Source organism: Stappia sp. (genome assembly GCF_965276915.1).
GTDB lineage: Bacteria > Pseudomonadota > Alphaproteobacteria > Rhizobiales > Stappiaceae > Stappia.
Window position 1 is genome coordinate 4285562 of sequence record NZ_OZ255709.1, and the last position, 19756, is coordinate 4305317.

At 67.2% G+C, this 19756-nt stretch carries 14 protein-coding genes; 5 read left to right on the plus strand and 9 right to left on the minus strand.

Annotation, left to right across the window (positions count from 1 at the left end):
- Positions 1-191: 191 nt before the first annotated feature.
- Together ACQY46_RS20055 and ACQY46_RS20060 are read right to left on the minus strand one after the other, a co-directional pair.
- Complete coding sequence (locus tag ACQY46_RS20055; RefSeq protein WP_428697742.1) at positions 192-3464, minus strand: efflux RND transporter permease subunit; 3273 nt, start codon at positions 3462-3464, stop codon at positions 192-194.
- Positions 3461-4648 carry an efflux RND transporter periplasmic adaptor subunit gene (locus tag ACQY46_RS20060; RefSeq protein ID WP_428697743.1) on the minus strand — a complete coding sequence of 396 codons (1188 nt, stop codon included), beginning with the start codon at positions 4646-4648 and terminating at the stop codon, positions 3461-3463. The genes ACQY46_RS20055 and ACQY46_RS20060 overlap by 4 nt, the downstream gene beginning before the upstream one ends.
- A 415-nt stretch (positions 4649-5063) precedes the next feature.
- Between ACQY46_RS20060 and ACQY46_RS20065 the strand changes: the two genes are divergently transcribed.
- The gene (locus tag ACQY46_RS20065) at positions 5064-5765 is read left to right on the plus strand and encodes a TetR/AcrR family transcriptional regulator (protein WP_428697744.1); all 702 of its coding nucleotides are present in this window, start codon (positions 5064-5066) and stop codon (positions 5763-5765) included.
- Here ACQY46_RS20065 and ACQY46_RS20070 read toward each other — a convergent pair.
- The gene (locus ACQY46_RS20070) at positions 5762-6832 is read right to left on the minus strand and encodes a TRAP transporter substrate-binding protein (protein ID WP_428697745.1); all 1071 of its coding nucleotides are present in this window, start codon (positions 6830-6832) and stop codon (positions 5762-5764) included. The genes ACQY46_RS20065 and ACQY46_RS20070 overlap by 4 nt on opposite strands.
- Before the next feature lie 444 nt (positions 6833-7276).
- On the opposite strand from ACQY46_RS20070, the gene ACQY46_RS20075 reads away from it, so the two are divergent.
- Positions 7277-7513 carry an Lrp/AsnC ligand binding domain-containing protein gene (locus tag ACQY46_RS20075; RefSeq protein WP_306029780.1) on the plus strand — a complete coding sequence of 79 codons (237 nt, stop codon included), beginning with the start codon at positions 7277-7279 and terminating at the stop codon, positions 7511-7513.
- Between the two features lie 16 nt (positions 7514-7529).
- Here the strand turns inward: ACQY46_RS20075 and ACQY46_RS20080 are convergent, their stop codons facing one another.
- Positions 7530-8102 carry a winged helix-turn-helix transcriptional regulator gene (locus tag ACQY46_RS20080; protein WP_428697746.1) on the minus strand — a complete coding sequence of 191 codons (573 nt, stop codon included), beginning with the start codon at positions 8100-8102 and terminating at the stop codon, positions 7530-7532.
- Positions 8103-8153: 51 nt separating this feature from the next.
- Here ACQY46_RS20080 and ACQY46_RS20085 point away from each other — a divergent pair, with 51 nt between their 5' ends.
- On the plus strand, positions 8154-8534 hold the full coding sequence (locus tag ACQY46_RS20085; protein ID WP_428697747.1) for a VOC family protein: 381 nt from the start codon (positions 8154-8156) through the stop codon (positions 8532-8534).
- Positions 8535-8625: 91 nt separating this feature from the next.
- Here ACQY46_RS20085 and ACQY46_RS20090 read toward each other — a convergent pair whose 3' ends face one another.
- Both ACQY46_RS20090 and ACQY46_RS20095 read right to left on the minus strand, forming a co-directional pair.
- Positions 8626-9675, minus strand: coding sequence for a DMT family transporter (locus ACQY46_RS20090; protein ID WP_428697748.1), 1050 nt, complete (start codon positions 9673-9675; stop codon positions 8626-8628).
- A 201-nt stretch (positions 9676-9876) separates the two neighbouring features.
- On the minus strand, positions 9877-12180 hold the full coding sequence (locus ACQY46_RS20095) for a xanthine dehydrogenase family protein molybdopterin-binding subunit (RefSeq protein ID WP_428697749.1): 2304 nt from the start codon (positions 12178-12180) through the stop codon (positions 9877-9879).
- A gap of 343 nt (positions 12181-12523) precedes the next feature.
- Between ACQY46_RS20095 and ACQY46_RS20100 the strand changes: the two genes are divergently transcribed.
- Complete coding sequence (locus tag ACQY46_RS20100; protein WP_428697750.1) at positions 12524-13549, plus strand: DMT family transporter; 1026 nt, start codon at positions 12524-12526, stop codon at positions 13547-13549.
- A 19-nt stretch (positions 13550-13568) separates the two neighbouring features.
- Here the strand turns inward: ACQY46_RS20100 and ACQY46_RS20105 are convergent, their stop codons facing one another.
- From ACQY46_RS20105 to ade, 3 genes are all read right to left on the minus strand, one after another.
- Complete coding sequence (locus tag ACQY46_RS20105) at positions 13569-14438, minus strand: substrate-binding domain-containing protein (protein WP_428697751.1); 870 nt, start codon at positions 14436-14438, stop codon at positions 13569-13571.
- Between the two features lie 125 nt (positions 14439-14563).
- Positions 14564-16219, minus strand: a complete 1656-nt coding sequence (locus ACQY46_RS20110; RefSeq protein WP_428697752.1) for a long-chain-fatty-acid--CoA ligase — start codon at positions 16217-16219, stop codon at positions 14564-14566.
- A gap of 203 nt (positions 16220-16422) precedes the next feature.
- Entirely contained in the window at positions 16423-18141 is a 1719-nt protein-coding gene (gene ade / locus ACQY46_RS20115) for an adenine deaminase (RefSeq protein ID WP_428697753.1), read from the minus strand.
- Positions 18142-18404: 263 nt separating this feature from the next.
- Here ade and ACQY46_RS20120 point away from each other — a divergent pair, with 263 nt between their 5' ends.
- Positions 18405-19706: an ROK family protein gene (locus ACQY46_RS20120; protein WP_428697754.1), complete on the plus strand. Its 1302-nt coding sequence runs from the start codon at positions 18405-18407 to the stop codon at positions 19704-19706.
- Positions 19707-19756: the final 50 nt, after the last annotated feature.

Sequence of the window (19756 nt, forward strand, 5' to 3'; positions counted from 1 at the left end):
GCGCAAATGCACAAAAAATATGCAAATCGCGAGGAAGACACCGGGCACTTCGTTTCCAGAAAGACTGTGGCGAATTTATCACTCGAGGAGGGCCGAAATGGCGGTTTTCTAACGGCGCGGCGTCCCGGTTCCCGAAACGGTCCGGGATTCGAGCGGACCGGGGAAAGGGCGGCGACGGAACGACGGGGGCGTCATTCCGCCGCCTGAGGCAGAGCCGGCGCGGGGTCCGTTGCACTCTCTGCCTTGTCGGACGGGTCCTTGCGGGACGCAACACTGCCGGACGGAACGCTGCCGGACGGAACGGCCTTCGCGGGGGCCGTATCGGAAGCGGCTCCGTCGGGCTTGCCGTCCGCTTCCGGCGAGCTGCCCGCACGCGCGGCAAGGACCTGCGCCTCGGTGCGATCGAGGCGGCGGCGGAACCACAGCGCGTAGAGCGCCGGCATGAAGATCAGCGTCAGCACGGTCGCGACCGTCAGGCCGCCGATCATGGAGATCGCCATCGGGCCCCAGAAGATGCTGAAGGTCAGCGGAATGAACGCCAGCACGGCGGCCAGCGCGGTGAGGATCACCGGCCGGGCGCGGCGCACGGTGGATTCCACGATCGCCTGCCGCATGGTCGCCCCCGCCTCCAGATCGTGCTCGATCTGGTCGGCCAGGATCAGCGTGTTGCGCATCACCATGCCGCCCAGCGCGATGACGCCGAGAATGGCGACGAAGCCGAAGGGCGCGTCCGTGACGAGCAGTGCCGCGACCGCCCCCACCAGCCCGAGCGGGAAGGTGAGGAAGACCAGCACCATCTTCGAAAAGGACTGCATCTGCAGCATGATGAGGACGGCCATGGCGAGCAGCATCAGGGGAAACACCGCGGCAAGCGCCGTGTTCGCCTTGGCCGATTCCTCCGCCGCGCCGCCCGCGTCGATCCGGTAGCCGGGAGGCAGGCCGGCGGCGATTTCCTGCATCACCGGCGTGAGCGCGGCGGTGACATCCGGCGCCTGCAGGCCCGGAGCCACGTCGGCGCGCACGGTCAGCACGGTCTCCCGGTTGCGCCGCCACAGGATCGGATCCTCCGAGGTATAGTCGATACGGGCGATCTGCGAGACCGGTATGGCCCGGCCGTCGCGCACCTGGAGGACGAGGTCGGAGATGTCGCCGATCGCGGCGCGCTCGCTTTCCGCCGCCCTGACGACGACGCCGACCGAATGCCGCCCCTCGCGCAACGAGGTGACCTCGTAGCCGGCCAGAAGCGTCTGCAGCGAACGGCCGATCTCGCTGGTCGACAGGCCGAGCGCGCGGGCCCGCTCCTGGTCGACCTCGAGGCGGACGCTCTTGACCTTCTCGCCCCATTGCAGCTCGGTGTTGCGCGTGTCGGGGCTCGCCCGCATCGCGTCGCGCACCTCTTCCGCGATGCCGCGCACCACGTCGAGATCCGGTCCGACCACGCGGAACTGCACCGGATAGCCGACCGGGGGCCCGAGCTCCAGCTTGTTGGCCCGCCCGCGAACCGCCCCTTCCGAGGCGGCAAAGCGCGCCTGCAACTGGTCGACCAGTGCGTCGGCATGCTCGCCGCCCTTGGACTGCACCAGCAAAAGGGCATAGCCCGGATTGGGCAGCGCCGGGTTGTAGGCAAGGAAGAAGCGCGGCGCGCCGGCGCCGATATAGGTGGTGAAATAGTCGACGTCCGGGCTGTCGGCGAGCAGCGTCTCGATCTCCCGCGTTGCGCGCTCGGTGGCGGCGAAGGATGCGCCTTCCGGCCCCTTCAACTCGACCAGCACCTCGGGGCGCGAGGAATTGGGGAAAAACTGCTGCTTGACGTGACCCATGCCGTAGCCGGCAAGGACCAGCAGCCCGATCGTCGCCAGCACCACAGGCAGGCGGAAGCGCACCGCGCCGGTGACCATGCGGCGCAGGCGGTTGTAGGAGGGCGTGCGATAGATCGCGTCCTCGTCGACATCGCCGCGCGCCGCCGCGTGGCGTTCCAGCGAGCGCGGCAGAAGCTTGAGCCCGAGATAGGGCGTGAAGACCACCGCCACGACCCAGGAGACCAGCAGCGCCGTCGTCACCACCCAGAATATGCCGCCGGCATATTCGCCGGCCGAGGACTTGGCGAAGCCGACGGGCAGGAAGCCCGCCGCCGTCACCAGCGTGCCGGTCAGCATCGGGAAGGCGGTCGATTCCCAGGCGAAGGTCGCCGCGCGGACGCGGTCCCAGCCCTGCTCGATCTTCACCACCATCATCTCGATGGCAATGATCGCATCGTCGACCAGAAGCCCCAGCGACAGGATCAGCGCGCCAAGGGAAATACGCTCCAGGTCGATGCCCATCAGCATCATGAAGACGAAGGTCGCGGCCAGCGTCAGCGGCACCGACAGGGCGACGATGATGCCGGTGCGAAAGCCGAGCGAAACGAAGGAGACCAGCAGCACGATGGAAATCGCGGCGACGAACTTCAGCAGGAACTCGCCGACCGCTTCCTCGACCACATCGGGCTGGTTGGAAACTTCATGCAGTTCGGCGCCGAGCGGCAGCCGGGCGCGGACCTCGGCCGCCTTGTCCTGCAGCAATTCGCCCAGTTCCAGCACGTTGCCGCCATCGGCCATGGCAACGCCGAGAAGGATCGCGTTCTCGCGATTGTAGCGGGTCACGTAGGACCGCGGATCGGAAACGCCGCGGCTGACGGTGGCGATATCGCCAAGCCGAAACGTGCGCCCGTCCGCCTCGATCGGCACCGAGGCCACCGCCTCGACCCCCTTGAGGCTGCCGGTGACGCGCACCTGCACGGTCTCGCTCGGCGTGTCGACCGAACCGGACGGGACAACTGCATTCTGCGCGGCCAGCGCGTCGAAGATAGCGCTCGCCGGGATGCCGAGCGTCGCCAGCTTGGCATAGGAAATATCCACGTGGATCTTCTGGTCCTGCTCGCCGAAGAGCTGGACCTTTTCGACCCCGGGAACGGAGAGGAAGGACTGGCGCGCCATTTCGGCGAGATCCGAAAGCTCCGTCCAGGTGGCATCCGGCGCGCTCAGCGCATGCACCTGGACATAAACGTCCGCGTATTCGTCGTTGAAGAAGGGGCCGACAACGCCGGCCGGCAGGTCGGAGGAAATGTCCCCGACCTTCTTGCGGGCCTGATACCACAGGTCCTCGACCTCACCCGGCGGAGTGGCGTCCTCCAGGACGATCTGCGTCGCCATGAAGCCGGGCCGGGTATAGGTCTCCAGCCGTGCCAGCCAGGGCAGCGTCTGCAGCCGCGTCTCGACCCGGTCGGCGACCTGGTCCTGCATCTCGGCCGCGCTGGCGCCCGGCCACACGGCGGTGACCACCATCACCTTGACCGTGAAGGCGGGATCCTCGTTCCGGCCCAGATTGCTGTAGGCGAAGATGCCGGCGGCGGCCGTGACGAAGATGAAGAACAGGACCAGCGTCTGGTGGCGGATCGCCCAGGCGGACAGGTTGAAGCCGCTCATCGCAGGGCCCCCACGCGAACCGGTCCGGCCGTATCGCGCGCGACCACCCTGAGCCGCAGACCCGGGTCCAGCCGGTGCGCGCCCATGCTGACGACATGCTCGCCCGTCGCGATCCCGCCCGAGACGATGGCCCGCTCGGCCTCGATCCGGCGCACGGTGACGGCGACGGGCTCGACCTTTTCCGCACCCGGTTCCGCATGCCAGACCTTGGCCTGGCTGCCGTCATACCAGACCGCGGCAAGCGGCACCGCGACATCGCCTTCTTCCGCGGCCCGGTCGAGATGCACCGTCGCGGTCATGCCAAGACGGGCATCGACACCTGGATCGAGAATGGAGAAACGCGCGGTGAAACTGCGCGCGGCCGCATCCGCGACCGGCGACATTTCACGCAAGCTGGCGTGGAAGGACCGGTCCGGCTCGGCCCACAGGGTGATGCGCGGCGCGGCGCCGGACACGGCCGCGATCTGCGCCTCGGGGATTGCCACCTCGACCTCGCGCTCCGCATCGCGGGCGATGCGCAGCACCGGCTGGCCCGCCGTGACGACCTCGCCCGGCTCCGCCAGGACGGCAGTCACAACGCCTTCGGCATCCGCCTCGAGACGGGCATAGGCAAGCTGGTTGGCGGCAAGGATGCGCTGCTCGACAGCCGCCTTGAGAGACGCGGCAGCCGCATCGTCGGAGGCAACCGCCTGATCGAGCGCCGCCTGGCTGACATGCCCCTTTTCCTTCAGTGTCGCGATCCGCAGACGGTCTTCCGCGGCACGGCGGGACTGAGCCCGCCCGGCCCGCTCTTCCGCCTCGCGCGCTCTCAGCGCCGCCTCCAGATCCGAGGTATCGAGCACGGCAACGACGTCGCCCGGTTTCACCCGGTCGCCGATGTCGGCGACGCGCTCGGAAATCTTGCCGCCGACCCGGAAGGCGATGGGTGCGTCACTGCGCGCGCGGATGATGCCCGTCAGCGAAATCGTGCGCCCGCCCGCCGGCGCCGCCGGCTCCACCCAGACGGTGCGCGCCGGCTTGGCCACGTCCTCCTCGACGGCCGCCTCCGGTTGGCATGCTGCGACGACAGCGCCCAGCGCGACAACGGTTGCGAAGCGCAAAAGAGGGGCGCGGCGAAGGCGGGCGCCCGAGATATCTGGCCGGATCAGGTCGACGAGGCTGGAAAATGCGGGGAAACGGCTCATCTCATCTTTTCTCCGGTCAGGTATTCCGGTCGTTCAGGGCCCAAGGGGCGCGGCGTTCCCGGACGGGCAGCAGACGACCGCCCGGACGGAGCATCGACCGCCGCCGGATTGCGGCGACCGCCCGGCACGAATATGGATATTAAATGACGATTGTCAATAAACGTCAGAGAACATATATCATACAGAAGAGCGGACGGATCCGCCGGAAGCCCTTGGCGCGTGGCTGCCCGCCATCCACAGCCTGGCCGCAGATGAAGGGACAAGTTGACGCAACCGCCGGCTGCTCCCATTGTTGGCGCGAACCGGCCCACGCGGGCGCACCCGGCAAGCGGGCATCCCGTGCGGCACTGCCGTCGTTCCCATCGATCGCGGCGTACCGAAGAAACAAAAACCGGATCAGTGCATGATGAGTGACATGCTTGAAAGTGAAGAGACACTGGCGGCGACCCGGGACGGGACGACGAGCCCGGCCGCGCATGACATGCGCCGGCGGATCGTCGAGAAGGCCAGCGAGCTTTTTCACCATTACGGCTACCAGAAGACCACCGTCGCCGACATCGCCCGGGAACTGGGCATGTCGCCCGCCAATGTCTACCGCTTCTTCGCCTCGAAAGCGGAGCTGACCAAGGCTGTCACGCTGCTGGTCACCGGCGGTTTGCGCGAGGCGATGAAAAAGGGCGTGGAGACGGCCGAGGGCAATTCGGCCGACAGGCTGCGCCAGATGGTCCGCCAGCATTTCCAGCACACCCGCGACAGCTACACCGCGGACCGCAAGATCCACGACCTGCTCGAAGCCGCGATGGAAGAGGCCTGGGACGAGATCGAGGTCCACAAGGCCGAGATGCGGGGCTCGTTCGCCCGGCTCATCCGCGAGGGGATCGAGAAGGGCGAGTTCGCCGACCAGGACGCGGACACGGCGGCGATGCTGTTCCAGCATTCGCTGGTGATGTTCTTTCATCCCGCGCTCGTGGCGCAGACCTGCCGCTGCCTGCCCGAGGGGCATCAGGACCTGATGTTCGACCCGATGGTGGATTTCGCCCTCGCCGCGCTGCGCGACGGCCGGTTCCGCGAACTGCCGCCGGAGATCAGGGGCCCCGGCCCGGCCAGACCCCTCTAGGACGGCCGCCGACGCTCGAGAAACAGACGCTCGGACGCATCGCTCCACAGGGCCAGCCTGGCGAGCGCGCGGACATAGCTCTTGTAGATCTCGCGGTCGAGGTCACCGCCGCCGGCAAGACCGGCGACGACATCGGTCGACGTGTCGCGCAGCGCGCTCGTGATCTCGGTCGGATAGACCCTGAGCTCGACGCCGTCCTCCCCGACGAGCTGCCGCATCGCTTCCGCGTTTCTCCACGCGCTTTCCGACATGCCATGCAGGGTTTCCATCCGGCAGGCGGCTGCGATGATCGCGCGCAGATCATCCGGCAATCCGTCATAGGCAACCCTGTTGACGAGTGCCTCGGTGGTGCCGTTCGGCTCGTGGAAGCCGGGCGCATAGCAGAGCTTGGTGACCGTCTGGAAGCCCATCGCCCGGTCGCTCTCCGGTCCGAGGAACTCGGCCGCGTCGATCAGTCCGCTCTTCAGCGCCGGCACCAGCTCGGCCGGCGGCAGGGAAACAGGGGTCGCCCCGAGCCGCCGCATGACCTCGCCGCCAAGGCCCGGCATCCGGACCCGCAGGCCCTTGAGGTCGTCAAGCGTCTGCACCGGTTTCATGAACCAGCCGCCAAGCTGACCGCCGCCATTGCCGCCGGGAAACGGCTTGACCGCGAAGGGGGCGTAGAGCCGGTCCCACAGGGCCTGGCCGCCGCCCTGCTCGATCCAGGTCGCATGCTCGTGCGGCAGGAAGCCGAAGGGAACCGTGGCGAAGAAGACCGCCGCCGGCAGCCGGTCCTGCCAGAACGCGGCGGAGGCATGGCCCATCTGCGCCGTGCCGGCGGAGACGGCGTCGAACACCTCGCTGCCGGGCACCAGCCCGCCGGCGGGGAACAGGCGGACCCGCATCCGGCCGCCGCTCAGCAAGGCGATGGCATCGCAGATGCGCTGCGCCGCCTGGCCGGGACCGGGAAGATCGGCCGGCCAGGCGGTGGCCATCTTCCATTCGATCGTCGGCTGCGCGAGCGCCGGCGTGGCCAGGCTGCCTGCCAGCCCGAACCCGGCAAGGCCGAGCGCGCCGCGTCGCGTCACCGTGAAGGACGGCGCGGGATGTGTAGGGGACGTCGGGCGGGTCATGGGGCCATGTCTTCGGTTCGGTATTCGTCCTTGGCCGGCTGCGCCGTGCCGGGTGCCTGCAAACGGGTGCCTGCAAACGGATGCCTGCAAACGGGCGCCTGCAAACGGATGCCGGTGCACTGTCCCGTCGACCGGGCCGGCCTGCCCGGACGCAGGGTCCGGACCTGCATCGCGGCAGGGATACTCAACGGTTTCATGGCAGACTCCGACACCCGCCGCAACTTCGCAAGCCCGGAACGTTCAAGTTTTCGGGTTCCGCGACGCTTCCGCCCGGCCGTTTCATGCCTTGCCGGGGGGCGCGGGCGCCAACAGGCGAGGTTCCCCTTGCCCCGAGCCAGGACATCCGCTTCACTGTCGGGCGACTCGGCGGCACCCGCCGCCCCGGCTCCGGAGACTGAAATGGTTCCGTTTTTCGTGATGATCAAGTGCCACCTGGGCAAGGCCTACCAGGTCGCCAACGCCATCGCCGACGCCGAGATCGCCTCCGAGATCTACTCAACGGCCGGCGACTACGACCTCCTGGTCAAGGTCTATGTCGACGACGACGCCGATATCGGCCACTTCGTCAACGAGAAGCTGCACCCGTTCGACGGCATTCTCGACACCAAGACGATCATCACCTTCAAGGCGTTCTAGGGTCAGGACCCTGACGTTACGCCCCCGGCCCAGGTGCATTGATGAACGGCCGGGGTTTCCAGATGAAGTTGATTTCAGGCGCAGTGACCTGACTTATCCGTCCACCAGTGTTCACCGCACAATAGATGGACCTCGGCGGGCGGGCGGCTCCATCAACGCTGCGGCACACCCAGTTTCTCGCTTCCATTGATTTCAAAGACTGCGACAGGGCCCGGTCCGTTATCGTCTGCAGGTTTCGCTTGATGTCGCTGAAATGGCTTGGCGTGTGGAGCGATACCAGAACCGGCAACGTCCACGATCTGCGCAGCAAGTGCCGATCTTCCTCCGTGGAAACAGTGTGGATCCTATTGGCGATGGCAGCGGCCGCCCCCCCCATCCGTGTGAGCCGGAACTCCGGGCGCAGCGGGTGGCCGTAACCGGGGTTCCGTTCAATCAGTCCCATTTCGATCAGATGATCCATGCTTTGCGCGAAGGCGGTCCTGCTTGCGCCGGTCGCAGCCAGGAGTGGCGCCTGCCGCCCGGCGACACCCGAGTGCAGGCTCGACAATATGGGCAAGGCCCAAGCCCTCGAAGTGATGTTGACAAGCATTCCAATGTCCATAAAATATAGTTAGTATATTTTGAATCACAAGGAAAGCCCATGTCACTCGTTTCGCTCGAGCAAACCATCACCATCGCAATGTCGGTCAAGGATCGCCATGCAAGCGCGAAGTGGTACGAAACCATGTTGGGATTTGAGGTGCTCTATCATGCCGATGACGCTGGCTGGTCCGAGCTCCGGACGAACACGCCCGGCGTCACGATCGGCCTTGGCGAGCATACCAGGCCCGCGCCCGGCAACTGCGTGCCGGTCTTCGGGATCGCCGACCTGGACGCCGCCCGGCAGAAACTGGAACAGGCCAAGGTCAGGTTTGATGGCGAAACCGATGTCGTCGAGGGCATGGTCAAGACCGCAACATTCTACGATCCCGACGGCAACGCGCTGATGCTTGCAGAGGATTTGACCGGAGGAGCTGTATGAAGCGCGGGCTTCTTGTGGCCTCCGCGGGCGTGTGCGCTTCCGGCGGGCACGGCCTCAGCCGAAGCTTTCCAACCTTCCCGAGACGCCTCGATCACACCTTGGACGGCGTCACCGTGCGCCGCTCCTTCGAGCGGTCGAGACCGAGCTGCCGCTCGCGGTAGATGACGAAGACGCCGGCACCGATGACGATCACGGCGCCCAGAACCACCTCCCCGCTCGGGACCTCGGAAAACACCAGCCAGCCGACGATCACCGTCCAGATCATCGTCGTGTATTCGAACGGCGCGATGGTCGAGGCATCGGCATAGCGGTAGCTCTGGGTCAGCAGGATCTGGCCGACGCCGCCGAGCAGCCCGATCAGCACCAGCATCACAGCGTCGCCCGTGTCCGGCACGACCCAGCCGAAGGGCGCGGTCATCAGCGCGAACAGCGAAGTGACGGCGGCGAACCACACGACGATGGTCGAGGTGCGCTCCGTGCTGGTCAGCCGGCGCACGGTGATCATGGCGAGCGCCATGAAGACGGCGGCGGCGAAGGCGAGCATGGCGCCCTCCGTGGCCTCGTCGCTGAGGACCGCGCCGCCCAGATGCGGCGACAGGATGATCAGGATGCCGAAAAACCCGACGATCACCGCGCTCCAGCGATAGGCGCGCACCTTCTCGCGCAGGATCAGCGCGGCAAGCGCCACGGTGATCAGCGGCGCGGAAAAGCTGATGGCGGTCGCATCCGGCAGCGGCAGGCGCGCCAGCGCACCGAACCACATGGCCATCGCCGAGCCGCCGACGATCGCCCGGCTGACATGGCCCCACGGGCGGCGGGTGGTGAAGGCGACCGCGAGCTGCCCCTGCCAGGCGACCATGACAAGCACCGGGATCATGCCGAAGAAGGAGCGGGCGAAGATCAGCTCGCCGACCGGATAACGGCCGTCGAGGATCTTCACCATCGCGACCATGCCGGTGAAGATCAGCGCGGAGGCGACCTTCAGGCCGATGCCCAGACGCGGATTGTAGGCGTTCAGTTCGCGGACCGCAGGCTTGGGGGACGGCTTTTCCGAAGGCGCCGGATCTGCCGGGATGTCACCGGGAACTTCGCCGGAATTTTCGCCGAAGTTTTCGCTGGGGTCGGAACGGTCAAGAGGCATGCCGGCAAGGATCCACGACTGGCTCCAGCGACGCTGGGCATGTGCCTGAACCCGCCGGTTTGGAACGACTTTCCGTATTTATATGATGAATCGCAAGGGGCTTTCCCGCACAAAACGCAAGGCACCCCTGCGCCTGCCACATGACCCAGCGGAAGGCCGCGGCCGCAGCCGGGACAAACGCCCCGGCCGCGGCTTGCCTCGTCAGCTGCGCGCGGCGGCGATCGCGTCCCACACCCGCGACGGCGTTGCCGGCATCTCGATCTGCGCCACCCCCGCGCCGCGGCGCAGGGCATCGTTGACCGCGTTCATCACCGCCGGCGCCGCGCCGATCGTGCCGGCCTCGCCCGCGCCCTTGATGCCGAGCGCATTGGTGGTCGAGGGCACGTTGCGCGTCTCGAAGCGGATGTCGGGAATGTCGGCGGCGCGCGGCATCCGGTAGTCGAGGAAGGACGCCGTCAGGAGCTGGCCGTCGCTGTCATAGACGGTGTGCTCCATCAGGGCCTGGCCGATCGCCTGGACGACGCCGCCATGCACCTGGCCGGCGAGCAGCATCGGGTTCACCGTCACCCCGAAATCGTCGACGATGAGATAGCCGACAAGCTCGATGTCGCCGGTGTCGGGATCGACCTCCAGTTCGCACACATGGGTGCCGTTGGGATAGGTCGCCTCGGCCTGCTTGACTTCCTCGCGGCCCGAAAGGGGCTCGGGCACCGCCGCCGCGATCTCGGCCAGCGTGATCGCCCGGTCCGTGCCCACGACCCGCACGGACCCTTCCGCCAGTTCCAGGTCCTCGACACCGGCCTCCAGCTTGTCGGCGGCCAGGTCCTTGACCTTCTTCACCAGCGCCTTGGAGGCTTCCAGGACGGACGGCAGGCCGATCGGGATCGAACGCGACCCGCCGGTGCCGCCGCCCTTGCGCACCCGGTCGGTGTCGCCCTGGATCATGGTGATGCGGTCGAGGTCGACGCCGAACTGCTCGGCGATGATCTGGCCGTAGGCGGTGGCGTGCCCCTGGCCGTTCGTTTGCGTCCCGATCAGAAGCGTCAGCGAGCCGTCGCCGCCCAGCTCCACCGTCGCCTCCTCGGAACCGGCAAAGGCACAGGCCTCGATATAGGTCGCCATGCCGATGCCGCGATATTTTCCGCGCTCCGCCGACGCGGCGGCGCGCGCCTCGAACCCGTCCCAGTCGGCATCGGCCAGCGCCTTGTCCATGTGGGCGGCGAACTCGCCGGTGTCGTACATGCGGCCCGTATGGGTCGTGTAGGGAAGCTGCTCCGGCGTGATGAAGTTGCGCCGCCGGATCTCGGCCGGTGCAAGGTCCATGTCGGCCGCAGCCTTGTCGACGAGACGCTCCAGAAGGTAGGCGGCCTCCGGCCGGCCCGCGCCGCGATAGGCGTCCGTCGGCACGGTATGGGTGAAGACGCCCTTCATCGCCGCATGCATGGCCGGGATGTCGTAGAGACCGGTCGTCATCGACAGGCCAAGGAAGGGAATGAACGGTCCGTACTGATGCAGGTAGGCGCCCATCGCGGCGATCAGGTCGACCCGCATCGCGAGGAACCGGCCGTCCGCGTCGAGCGCCATCTCGGCAACCGCGAGATTGTCGCGGCCATGCGCATCGGCAAGGAAGTGCTCGGTGCGATCGCAGATCCATTTCACCGGACGCCCGAGCCGCTCGGCGGCGACGAGGCAGACGGGATATTCGGGATAGACGAAATTCTTGGTGCCGAAGCCGCCGCCGACATCCGGCGTGACGACGCGCAGCCGGTCCTTGCCGATCCCCAGAATGTCGCCGGCGATGATGTCGCGCATGCCGTGACCGCCCTGGGTGCCGGCGGTCAGCGTGTAGCGGCCGGTCTCCGGATCGAATTCGGCGATGCAGCCGCGCGGCTCCATGTAGTTGCACACGAGCCGGTTGTTGACGATCTCGATGCGGGTGACGTGATGGGCCTTGTCGAAAGCGGCGGCGGTCGCGCCCGCATCGCCGATCTCGTAGTTGAAGGCGACGTTGGTGCCCGTTTCCGGCCACACCAGCGGCGCGCCGGGCTTCAAGGCGTCCCCCGTCTCGACCACCGCATCGAGCGGCTCGTAGTCGATCTCGATGAGTTCGGCCGCCGACTTTGCATTGGCCAGCGTGTCGGCGACGACGAGCACCACCGGTTCGCCCACATGGCGCACCGTGTCGGTGGCCAGCACCGGGCGCGGCGGCACCGCGTGGCGGGAACCGTCGGTCTGGGTCAGCACCACCTTGGTCGGCATCAGTCCGAGGTCGGGAATGTCGGCCGCGCTCATCACCATGGCCACGCCGGGCGCGGCGCGGGCATCGTCAAGCGGCCCGAGCGCGATGCGGGCATGCGCCATCGTGGAGCGCAGGACAAAGGCCCGCAAGGCTCCGTCCGGCGCAAGGTCGTCGGTATAACGGCCATTGCCGGTGACAAGCGCGTCGTCTTCCTTGCGGCGGACAGGCGCACCCATCCCGAACTTGGCGTGAACCGTTTCGTTCATTGAAAATGCCTCGTTGCTACGGCCGGGCCAGGCCCGGAAATCGCTGCGGTGAATGTGAAAATCGTTGCGTGCGACATGTCGCGCGAACCGGGAGGGTCAAGGGCGAGCCGTCCGGGCGTGGAGGAACCCGGCCGGAGCGAAGCGGACCCGCAGCGGAGCCGCAAGCCAAGCGTTCCCGCAACTGTAACGGCAATCGGCACCTTTCGCCAAGTCTCTCGAAGCGACAGTTGAATTCGTATGCAGCACGCCCCTTTCGCCGGAGCCGCGAGGCGCGCTATGCTTGCCGCCTCGCCTCGACGGGTTCAACCCGCCTCCCATCGCACCGGCACGGATCGGCCCGCCCATGTCCGCAAACCAAGAGCGCCCCGACCCCGGCGACAACGGCAAGGGGAGACAGGCGCCGGCCGCAAGGCCTTCGGGGCGACCCGGACTTGCGGCACGCTACCGCGATGCCGGCGACCGGCTGTCGCTGCTGCCGGGCAATGTGCGCGGCATTCTCTGGATGCTGGTTGCCGGCCTGTTTTTCACCTTCATGGTGACCCTGATCAAGCTGCTCGGCGAGCGGCTTCACGTCGCCGAGATCATCTTCATCCGCCAGATGGTGATGGCGACGATCGTCGCCCCGACGATCATTTACGGCCTGCCGGGATCGCTCAAGACCAGTCGGCCCCACCTGCATGTCATCCGGGTGAGCTGCGCCTCGGTGGCGATGCTCACCGGCTTCACCGCCGTCGTCCACCTGCCGCTTGCCGATGCGACAGCGATCGGATTTTCCAAGACGTTCTTCCTGACGATCTTCGCGATCCTGTTTCTCGGGGAGACCGTCGGACGGCATCGCTGGGCGGCGACGGCTGTCGGCTTCCTCGGCGTGATCGTCATCCTCCAGCCGGGCGGCGACAGCGGCTTCAACATCTACGCGGCGATGGCGGTCGTCGGTGCGGCGGCAGCCGCCGTCGTCATGATCATCATCCGCAAGCTGTCCCAGGTGGAGAGGCCGGTGACGATCCTCACCTATCAGGCGGTCTTTGTCGGCCTGATCATGCTGCCCATCGCGCTCTACTACTGGGTGACGCCGACCCTGGCCGAATGGGGCCTGCTGATGGTCGTCGGGCTGGTGTCCTGGGCCGGGCAGATGTGCAATATCCGCGCCTTTCGCGCCGGCGAGGCCTCCGCGCTGGCGGCGCTCGACTACGCCCGGCTTCTCTATGCGACGGTGATCGGCTTCCTGGTCTTCGGCGACCTGCCGGCGCCGGCGACCTATGCGGGCGCGGCGCTGATCGTCGCCGGCGCGCTCTACACGGTGTGGCGCGAGAACCGGCTCGGACGCCAGGTCACCGCCCGCACCGGCGTGCGTGCCGACCCGCCATAGGGGAGCCCCCGGGGCGACCTCAGCTGCCGTTGAAATGCGGGGTCAGGATCCCGTCCACCCGATAGCCGCCAAGCGAGGCGGCCATGGCGGCGAAAGCCGGGGAGCGGGTGAAGGCGACCAATGCCTGGAACGGCGCCTCGAACCACTCGCGCCGGGCAACGAGCAGATCGAAGCGTTCTTCGCACACGGGCACGAAATCCAGCTTGAACTGGCGAGCGGAGGCGGCAAGGCCAAAGGCGGCATCGGCGCTGCCGTCGAGCACGGCAAGCGCTGCCTCGCGTTCGTCGCGCGCGATCGGACCGCCCTGCGGCACGGCAAGGCCCGCCTCGCCGAAAAGCCGCTCCAGCAGCAGCTGCCCGCCGGCCTGAGCCTGCCGGCGCACGATCCTCTTGCCGGCAAGGTCCCGGAGGACCGAGATCGAGGCGGGATTGCCCGGCGGCACGATGATGCCGCGGCTGCGCCAGGCCCATTCGACCAGGACAACGGGACGGAAGCGGAACCGGCGGGCAATCAGCTCCCTGTTCCAGCCCTCGTCCTCGACCACGTGCAGGCCGGCGGCGATCCCTTCCAGGCGGTCGAAACGGTCGAGCCCGTCGAGACTGCCGTCGAAGAACGTGGCAAGGCCGGACCCGGATTCGCGCAAGGCCCATTCCAGCAGCGGGTCATGGCTGCCCAGAACCACCTGCGGGCGCGCGGCCTCGTGGCCGGGCGCATCGCTGGCATTCTCGATCCAGGCCAGCACCACCTCGCGCGGGAACAGCAGCTTGCCGGTGGCGCGGCTGTGCGGAATCTCCCCGGCGGCGGCAAGGTCATAGATCTTGCGTTCCTTGACGCGGAGCAGGTCCGCCATTTCCTTGGTCGTCAGATAGGTCGGCGGTTCGGCCGTCATCGTGCCGGGAATCCTGTTTGCGGGCAGCCTGTTGCGGCGAAATAAAACGCTCGTCCGACAATGCCAAGCCGCCGCCCGCACTTCAAGCGCGACGCGTCACCCGACCCCGGGGAAGACGCGCAAGGTCAGGCGCCTTGCGCGCGTTTCGCGGTCTCCTCCTCGACCAGTTCCTTCTTCGAGAGCTTGCCGACCATGGTCTTCGGCAGGCTGTCGCGGAACTCCACCTCCTGGGGCAGCTCGATCGGCGAAAGGTGGTCTTTCAGGAAGGTGCGCAGGTCCTCGGCACTCAGGCTCTTGCCGGTCCGCAGCTTGACGAAGGCTTTCGGCGCCTGCCCCCGATAGGCGTCGGGAATGGCGATGACGATCGTCTCCTCGACGGATGGGTGCTGATAGATCGCCTCCTCGATCACCCGCGGATAGACGTTGTAGCCCGAGCACAGGATCAGGTCCTTGATCCGGTCGACAAGGTAGACGAAGCCGTCCTTGTCGCGATAGCCGACATCGCCGGTGTGAAGCGCCCCGTTGCGGATGGTGCGCGCGGTCTCCTCGGGCCGGTTGTAGTAGCCCATCATGACTTGCGGGCCGCGCACGACGAGTTCTCCCTTCTCGCCTTCCGGCATCAGCTTGCCGGGCTCCTCGATGTCGTGGAACTCCAGCGAGGTGCCGGGAAGGGCAAGGCCGATGGAGCCCGACCGGCGGTTCTCGTTGAGCGGATTGCCGGTGACCACGGGCGACGACTCGGTCAGGCCATAGCCCTCGACCAGCAGGCAGCCGGTCCGCCTCTCGAACTCCTCCTTGACCTCCACCGGCAACGGCGCGCCGCCGGAAAAGCACAGGCGGATGCTGGTCAGGTCGTAGTTCTTCGTGATCTCGACATTGTTGATCGCCGTGTAGATCGTCGGCACGCCGGGGAACAGCGTGACCTTCTTGCGCTGGATGGTGTCGAGCAGCATCTTCAGCTCGAAACGCGGCATCAGCACCATTTCCGCACCGATGGCGACCGAAAGGTTCTGCGCCACCGTCATCGCGAAAACGTGGAAGAAGGGCAGCACGCAGAGCTTCTTCTCCTCCCCCGGGCGGGCGGCGGAGAACAGCGTGCGCATCTGCTCCAGATTGGCGGCCAGATTGGTGTGGGTGAGCATCGCCCCCTTGGGAACGCCCGTGGTGCCGCCGGTATATTGCAGCACGGCAATGTCGGTGTCGGGATTGATGTCGGCGACCCGCGGCGACCTGCCATGGCCGATCACCCCGGCATAGCGGGGATGGGCGGCGTCATCCGGGATCTTCGCCCGGTCCCTGCCCTTGAACAGGGTGAAGAGCAGCTTCTTGGGTTGCGGCAGGATGTCGGCCATCGGGCAGACGATGATCTTGTCGAGCGTGCCCTCGCGGCGCACCGCCTCGACCTTGTCGTAGATGATCTTCAGGTCGAGGGTCACCATGATCCGCGTGCCGGAATCGCGCGCCTGGAACGACAGCTCCCGCTCCACGTAGAGCGGATTGAAGTTGATGATGACGCCGCCGATCTTCAGCACCGCGAAATAGAAGATCGTGTAATAGGGCGTGTTGGGCAGGCACAGGCCGACCTTCTCGCCCTTCACCACCCCCATCGCCTGAAGGCCGGCGGCGGCCTTGTCGACCAGCGCGCCGAGCTCGGCATAGGTCCAGCCCTTGCCGAGGAAGTCGATCGCCGGGCGATGGCCGAACTGGCGCACCGTGTCGTCGAGATAGGTGTGGATGGGCTGCGGACGAAAAGCGGCAAGCCAAACCTGGGGTTCGCTCAAGATGGTTCCTCCCGGACCGGATGTTCTTGGTCTCGCCGCCTCCTCCCCGCAGGCGGCAACGCCGGCTTGCGCGGCGCCGGCAAAACATGGATCAAGCTTCCGTTTACGTCAACGTTAAATGACAGACTCGGCCGTTCGGTGCACGCCCGCCGATGCCAGAATAGCACGGCTTCGCGGCACTCGTCGCGACCCGCGCATCCCTTTCAATCGATAAGCGAAAAGCGGTCGACGTCGAAGAGGCCCATGTCGGTGATCTTCAGATGGGGAATGACCGGAAGGGGCAGGAACGCAACCTGCAGGAAGGGTTCGGGCAAGGCGCATCCCAGCTCCCGGGCGGCACGGCGCAGCGCCTCCAGCGCGTGGCGCACCTCCTCGAAGGGCTCGAGGCTCATCAATCCGGCGACCGGCAGGGCGAGTTCCGCGACGATCCGCTCGCCGTCGGCGACAACGAAGCCGCCTTGCAGCGCCGCGATGCGGTTCACCGCGCTTGCCATGGAGAGGTCGTCCGCACCCACGACACAGACATTATGGCTGTCATGGCCGACCGAGGAGGCGATGGCACCGCGCGTCAGGCCGAAGCCGGAGACGAAGGCGCGGCCGATATTGCCGTTCTTCCCGTGCCGCTCGACCACCGCGACCTTGGCAACGTCCTGCGCCGGATCGGCCGGCACGAAACCGCCGGCGACGGCGAGCGAGCGGGTCAGCCGCTCGGTGATGATGCGCCCGGGAACGACGCCGATCACCTGACGCGCGTTGGAGCCGTCGCCCGCGATCCGGAAATCCTCCGCGCTCATGTTGCGCAGGTGGACGCTCTCCAGCCCGACCGGCGCGAGCGGCGGACGCGCGGCGAAAAGCGCCGCATCGACCGGCCGGCCGGCGGCGACGACCGCATGGACACGGCAGTCGGCAAGATCGTCGAGCAGCACGATGTCGGCGCGCCAGCCCGGCGCCACCAGCCCCCGGTCGCGCAGGCCGAAGGCGGTCGCCGCCGACCAGCTGGCCGCGCGGTAGGCATCGCAAGCGCGCGCGCCCTTCGCGATCAGCCGGCGGATCATGCTGTCGAGATGGCCCTCCTCGGCGATGTCGAGCGGGTTGCGATCGTCGGTGCACAGGCAGACGAAGGAGGCCGTGTCCGGCGTCAGGATTTCCGCCAGCGCCTCGAGATCCTTCGACACTGAGCCCTCGCGGATCAGGACGGTCATGCCCTTGGCGAGTTTCTCGCGCGCCTCCGAAGCGCTCGTTGCCTCGTGGTCGGTGCGGATGCGGGCGGCGAGATAGCCGTTGAGATCGAGCCCGGACAGCAGCGGCGCATGCCCGTCGATGTGTCCGTCCTGGAAGGCGGCGAGCTTTGCCAGAACCGCAGGATCGCGGGCGAGCACGCCCGGAAAATTCATGAACTCGGCAAGGCCGATCACCGACGGGTGGCCGCGCAAGGGCAGAAGGTCGCCAACTTCCAGCCGTGCGCCGGCGGTCTCGAAGGCGGTGGCCGGCACGCAGGACGAGAGATTGACGCGCAGGTCCATGACCGTGCGCTCCGCCGCATCGAGGAAATAGCGGATGCCCTCAGTGCCCAGCACATTGGCGATCTCGTGCGGATCGCAGATCGCCGTCGTCACGCCATGCGGCAGCACGCAGCGGTCGAATTCCAGCGGCGTCACGAGCGAGGATTCCACATGCAAATGGGTGTCGATGAAACCCGGCACCGCGTGCCGGCCGCCGGCATCGATCTCCCTGTCGCCGCGATAGGCGCCGTGCGTGCCGACGATCCGCTCGCCGACAATGGCGATGTCGGTCACCGTCTCGGAGCCGTCGATCACGGAAAACAGCCGGGCGTCGCGGATCACCAGGTCGGCCGGCACCTCGCCCCGCCCCGCGGCAATCGCACGATCAAGGAAGGCTTGCGTTGCCAGAGTGTTCGGCATGGGAGGTCTCCTTGGATCAACCGCGTGACAGGGCCGCCGGAAGAGGCGATGACGGCGCTGCCCGGACCATGACACAGGCGGACGGGACCGCGCCAGCCTGCCCGGGCACCCTCGCGATTGCGCAGTGCAAAAACGATTTCAGTTGACAGGTTGCCACCATCAGAGATTTTATAAATCAACTAAAAGAAATAAATGCGAATGGTCAGGAAGGCCTCTTGCCGGCTATCCTGACGCAACGTCGCTTCCGTGGGAGGAACAAGGCGGTGGCCAGACGCCCGCTTGTCGGACAAGGCTCGAATTCCGTGCAGTTGCGCCGCTACAACGAGCGCATCGTGCTGCAGGTCCTGCGCCGTGTCGGCGAGGCCTCGAAGGCGGACCTTGCCCGCCTCGCCCAGCTTACCAATGCGGCGATAGGCGGAATAATTCAGGACCTTGCAGCCCTCGGCCTGATCGAGACGCTGGGCAAGCGCCACCATGGCGGACGCGGCCAGCCGGCCACCATGCTGCGGCTCGCCCCGACCGGTGCCTACGGCTTCGGCGTCCGTCTCGACCGCACCTCGATCGAGACGGTGATCGCCGACTTTTCCGGCCGCATCATCGGCCGCCAGTCGCACGACCGTTTCCTGCCCTCGCCCGAGCGCGCCGTCGAGATCGTGTCGCGCGACATCGCCAGCCTGCTGAAGCTGATCGCCCCGGAAGAGCGCATCCGCATCGCCGGCGTCGGCCTTGCCATGCCCTTCAATCTCGGCTCCTGGCTGCACGAGCTCGGCCTGCCGAGCGAGCATTTTCACCTGTGGGACGACATCGACTTCAAGCAGATGCTGGAAGCGGAGATCGAATTCCCGGTCTTTTCCGAAAACGACGGCACGGCGGCCGCCATCGCCGAGCTGTTCTCCGGCGCCGGACGGCATGCCGACGACTTCCTTTACCTGTTCATGGGACCGGCCATCGGCGGCGGCCTCGTCTATGGCGGCGACTGCCTGAAGGGCGTCAACGGCAATGCCGGCGACGTCGCCATGATCCCGGTGCCGCCGAGCCGCCTTGCCTCGGCGCCGGCGCCGCGCAGCGGCGAACTCGACATCCTCTTGACCCGCGCCTCGATGGTGGCGCTGAAGCGGCACCTTGCCCATCACGGCCTGGGGGCCGAGACCCGGGGCGATCTGGAAAAGGCGGTCGCGGCGCGTCACCCGGCCGTCGACGAATGGATGGCGGACTGCGTCGCGGCGCTGACGCCGGCCATCTGGTCGGCGATCTCGCTGATCGACGTGCCGCTGGTCGTCATCGACTTCGACATCGACGGCGGCCTCGCCGACCGGCTGCTCGCAGCGCTCGGGGACGCGCTGCAACGCGCCGCCCCCGAAGCCCGCCGGCCGCCACGCGTGCAGCGCGGTTCCTTCGGCCAGGACGCGGGCGCGGCAGGCGCCGCCAACCTGCCGATCTTCTTCAACTATTCGCCCCGCGCCGCGATCCTGACGGCCAACGAGGCGATGCGAAGTGCAACCGACACCGGCCCCGAAAGGCTGCGCGCCGGCAACGGACCTGCACAGGATGGCCGTCCGGCATGAGGAGCCGGCCGGCCGATACGGCTGGAAGACTGCCTGGCCAAAACACACAC

Coding starts and splice junctions, on each gene's coding strand:
- ACQY46_RS20055 (WP_428697742.1), bottom strand. CDS start 3,464: ATGAGCGGCTTCAACCTGTCCGCCTGGGCGATCCGCCACCAGACGCTG.
- ACQY46_RS20060 (WP_428697743.1), bottom strand. CDS start 4,648: ATGAGCCGTTTCCCCGCATTTTCCAGCCTCGTCGACCTGATCCGGCCA.
- ACQY46_RS20065 (WP_428697744.1), top strand. CDS start 5,064: ATGCTTGAAAGTGAAGAGACACTGGCGGCGACCCGGGACGGGACGACG.
- ACQY46_RS20075 (WP_306029780.1), top strand. CDS start 7,277: ATGGTTCCGTTTTTCGTGATGATCAAGTGCCACCTGGGCAAGGCCTAC.
- ACQY46_RS20080 (WP_428697746.1), bottom strand. CDS start 8,102: ATGCTTGTCAACATCACTTCGAGGGCTTGGGCCTTGCCCATATTGTCG.
- ACQY46_RS20085 (WP_428697747.1), top strand. CDS start 8,154: ATGTCACTCGTTTCGCTCGAGCAAACCATCACCATCGCAATGTCGGTC.
- ACQY46_RS20090 (WP_428697748.1), bottom strand. CDS start 9,675: ATGCCTCTTGACCGTTCCGACCCCAGCGAAAACTTCGGCGAAAATTCC.
- ACQY46_RS20095 (WP_428697749.1), bottom strand. CDS start 12,180: ATGAACGAAACGGTTCACGCCAAGTTCGGGATGGGTGCGCCTGTCCGC.
- ACQY46_RS20100 (WP_428697750.1), top strand. CDS start 12,524: ATGTCCGCAAACCAAGAGCGCCCCGACCCCGGCGACAACGGCAAGGGG.
- ACQY46_RS20105 (WP_428697751.1), bottom strand. CDS start 14,438: ATGACGGCCGAACCGCCGACCTATCTGACGACCAAGGAAATGGCGGAC.
- ade (WP_428697753.1), bottom strand. CDS start 18,141: ATGCCGAACACTCTGGCAACGCAAGCCTTCCTTGATCGTGCGATTGCC.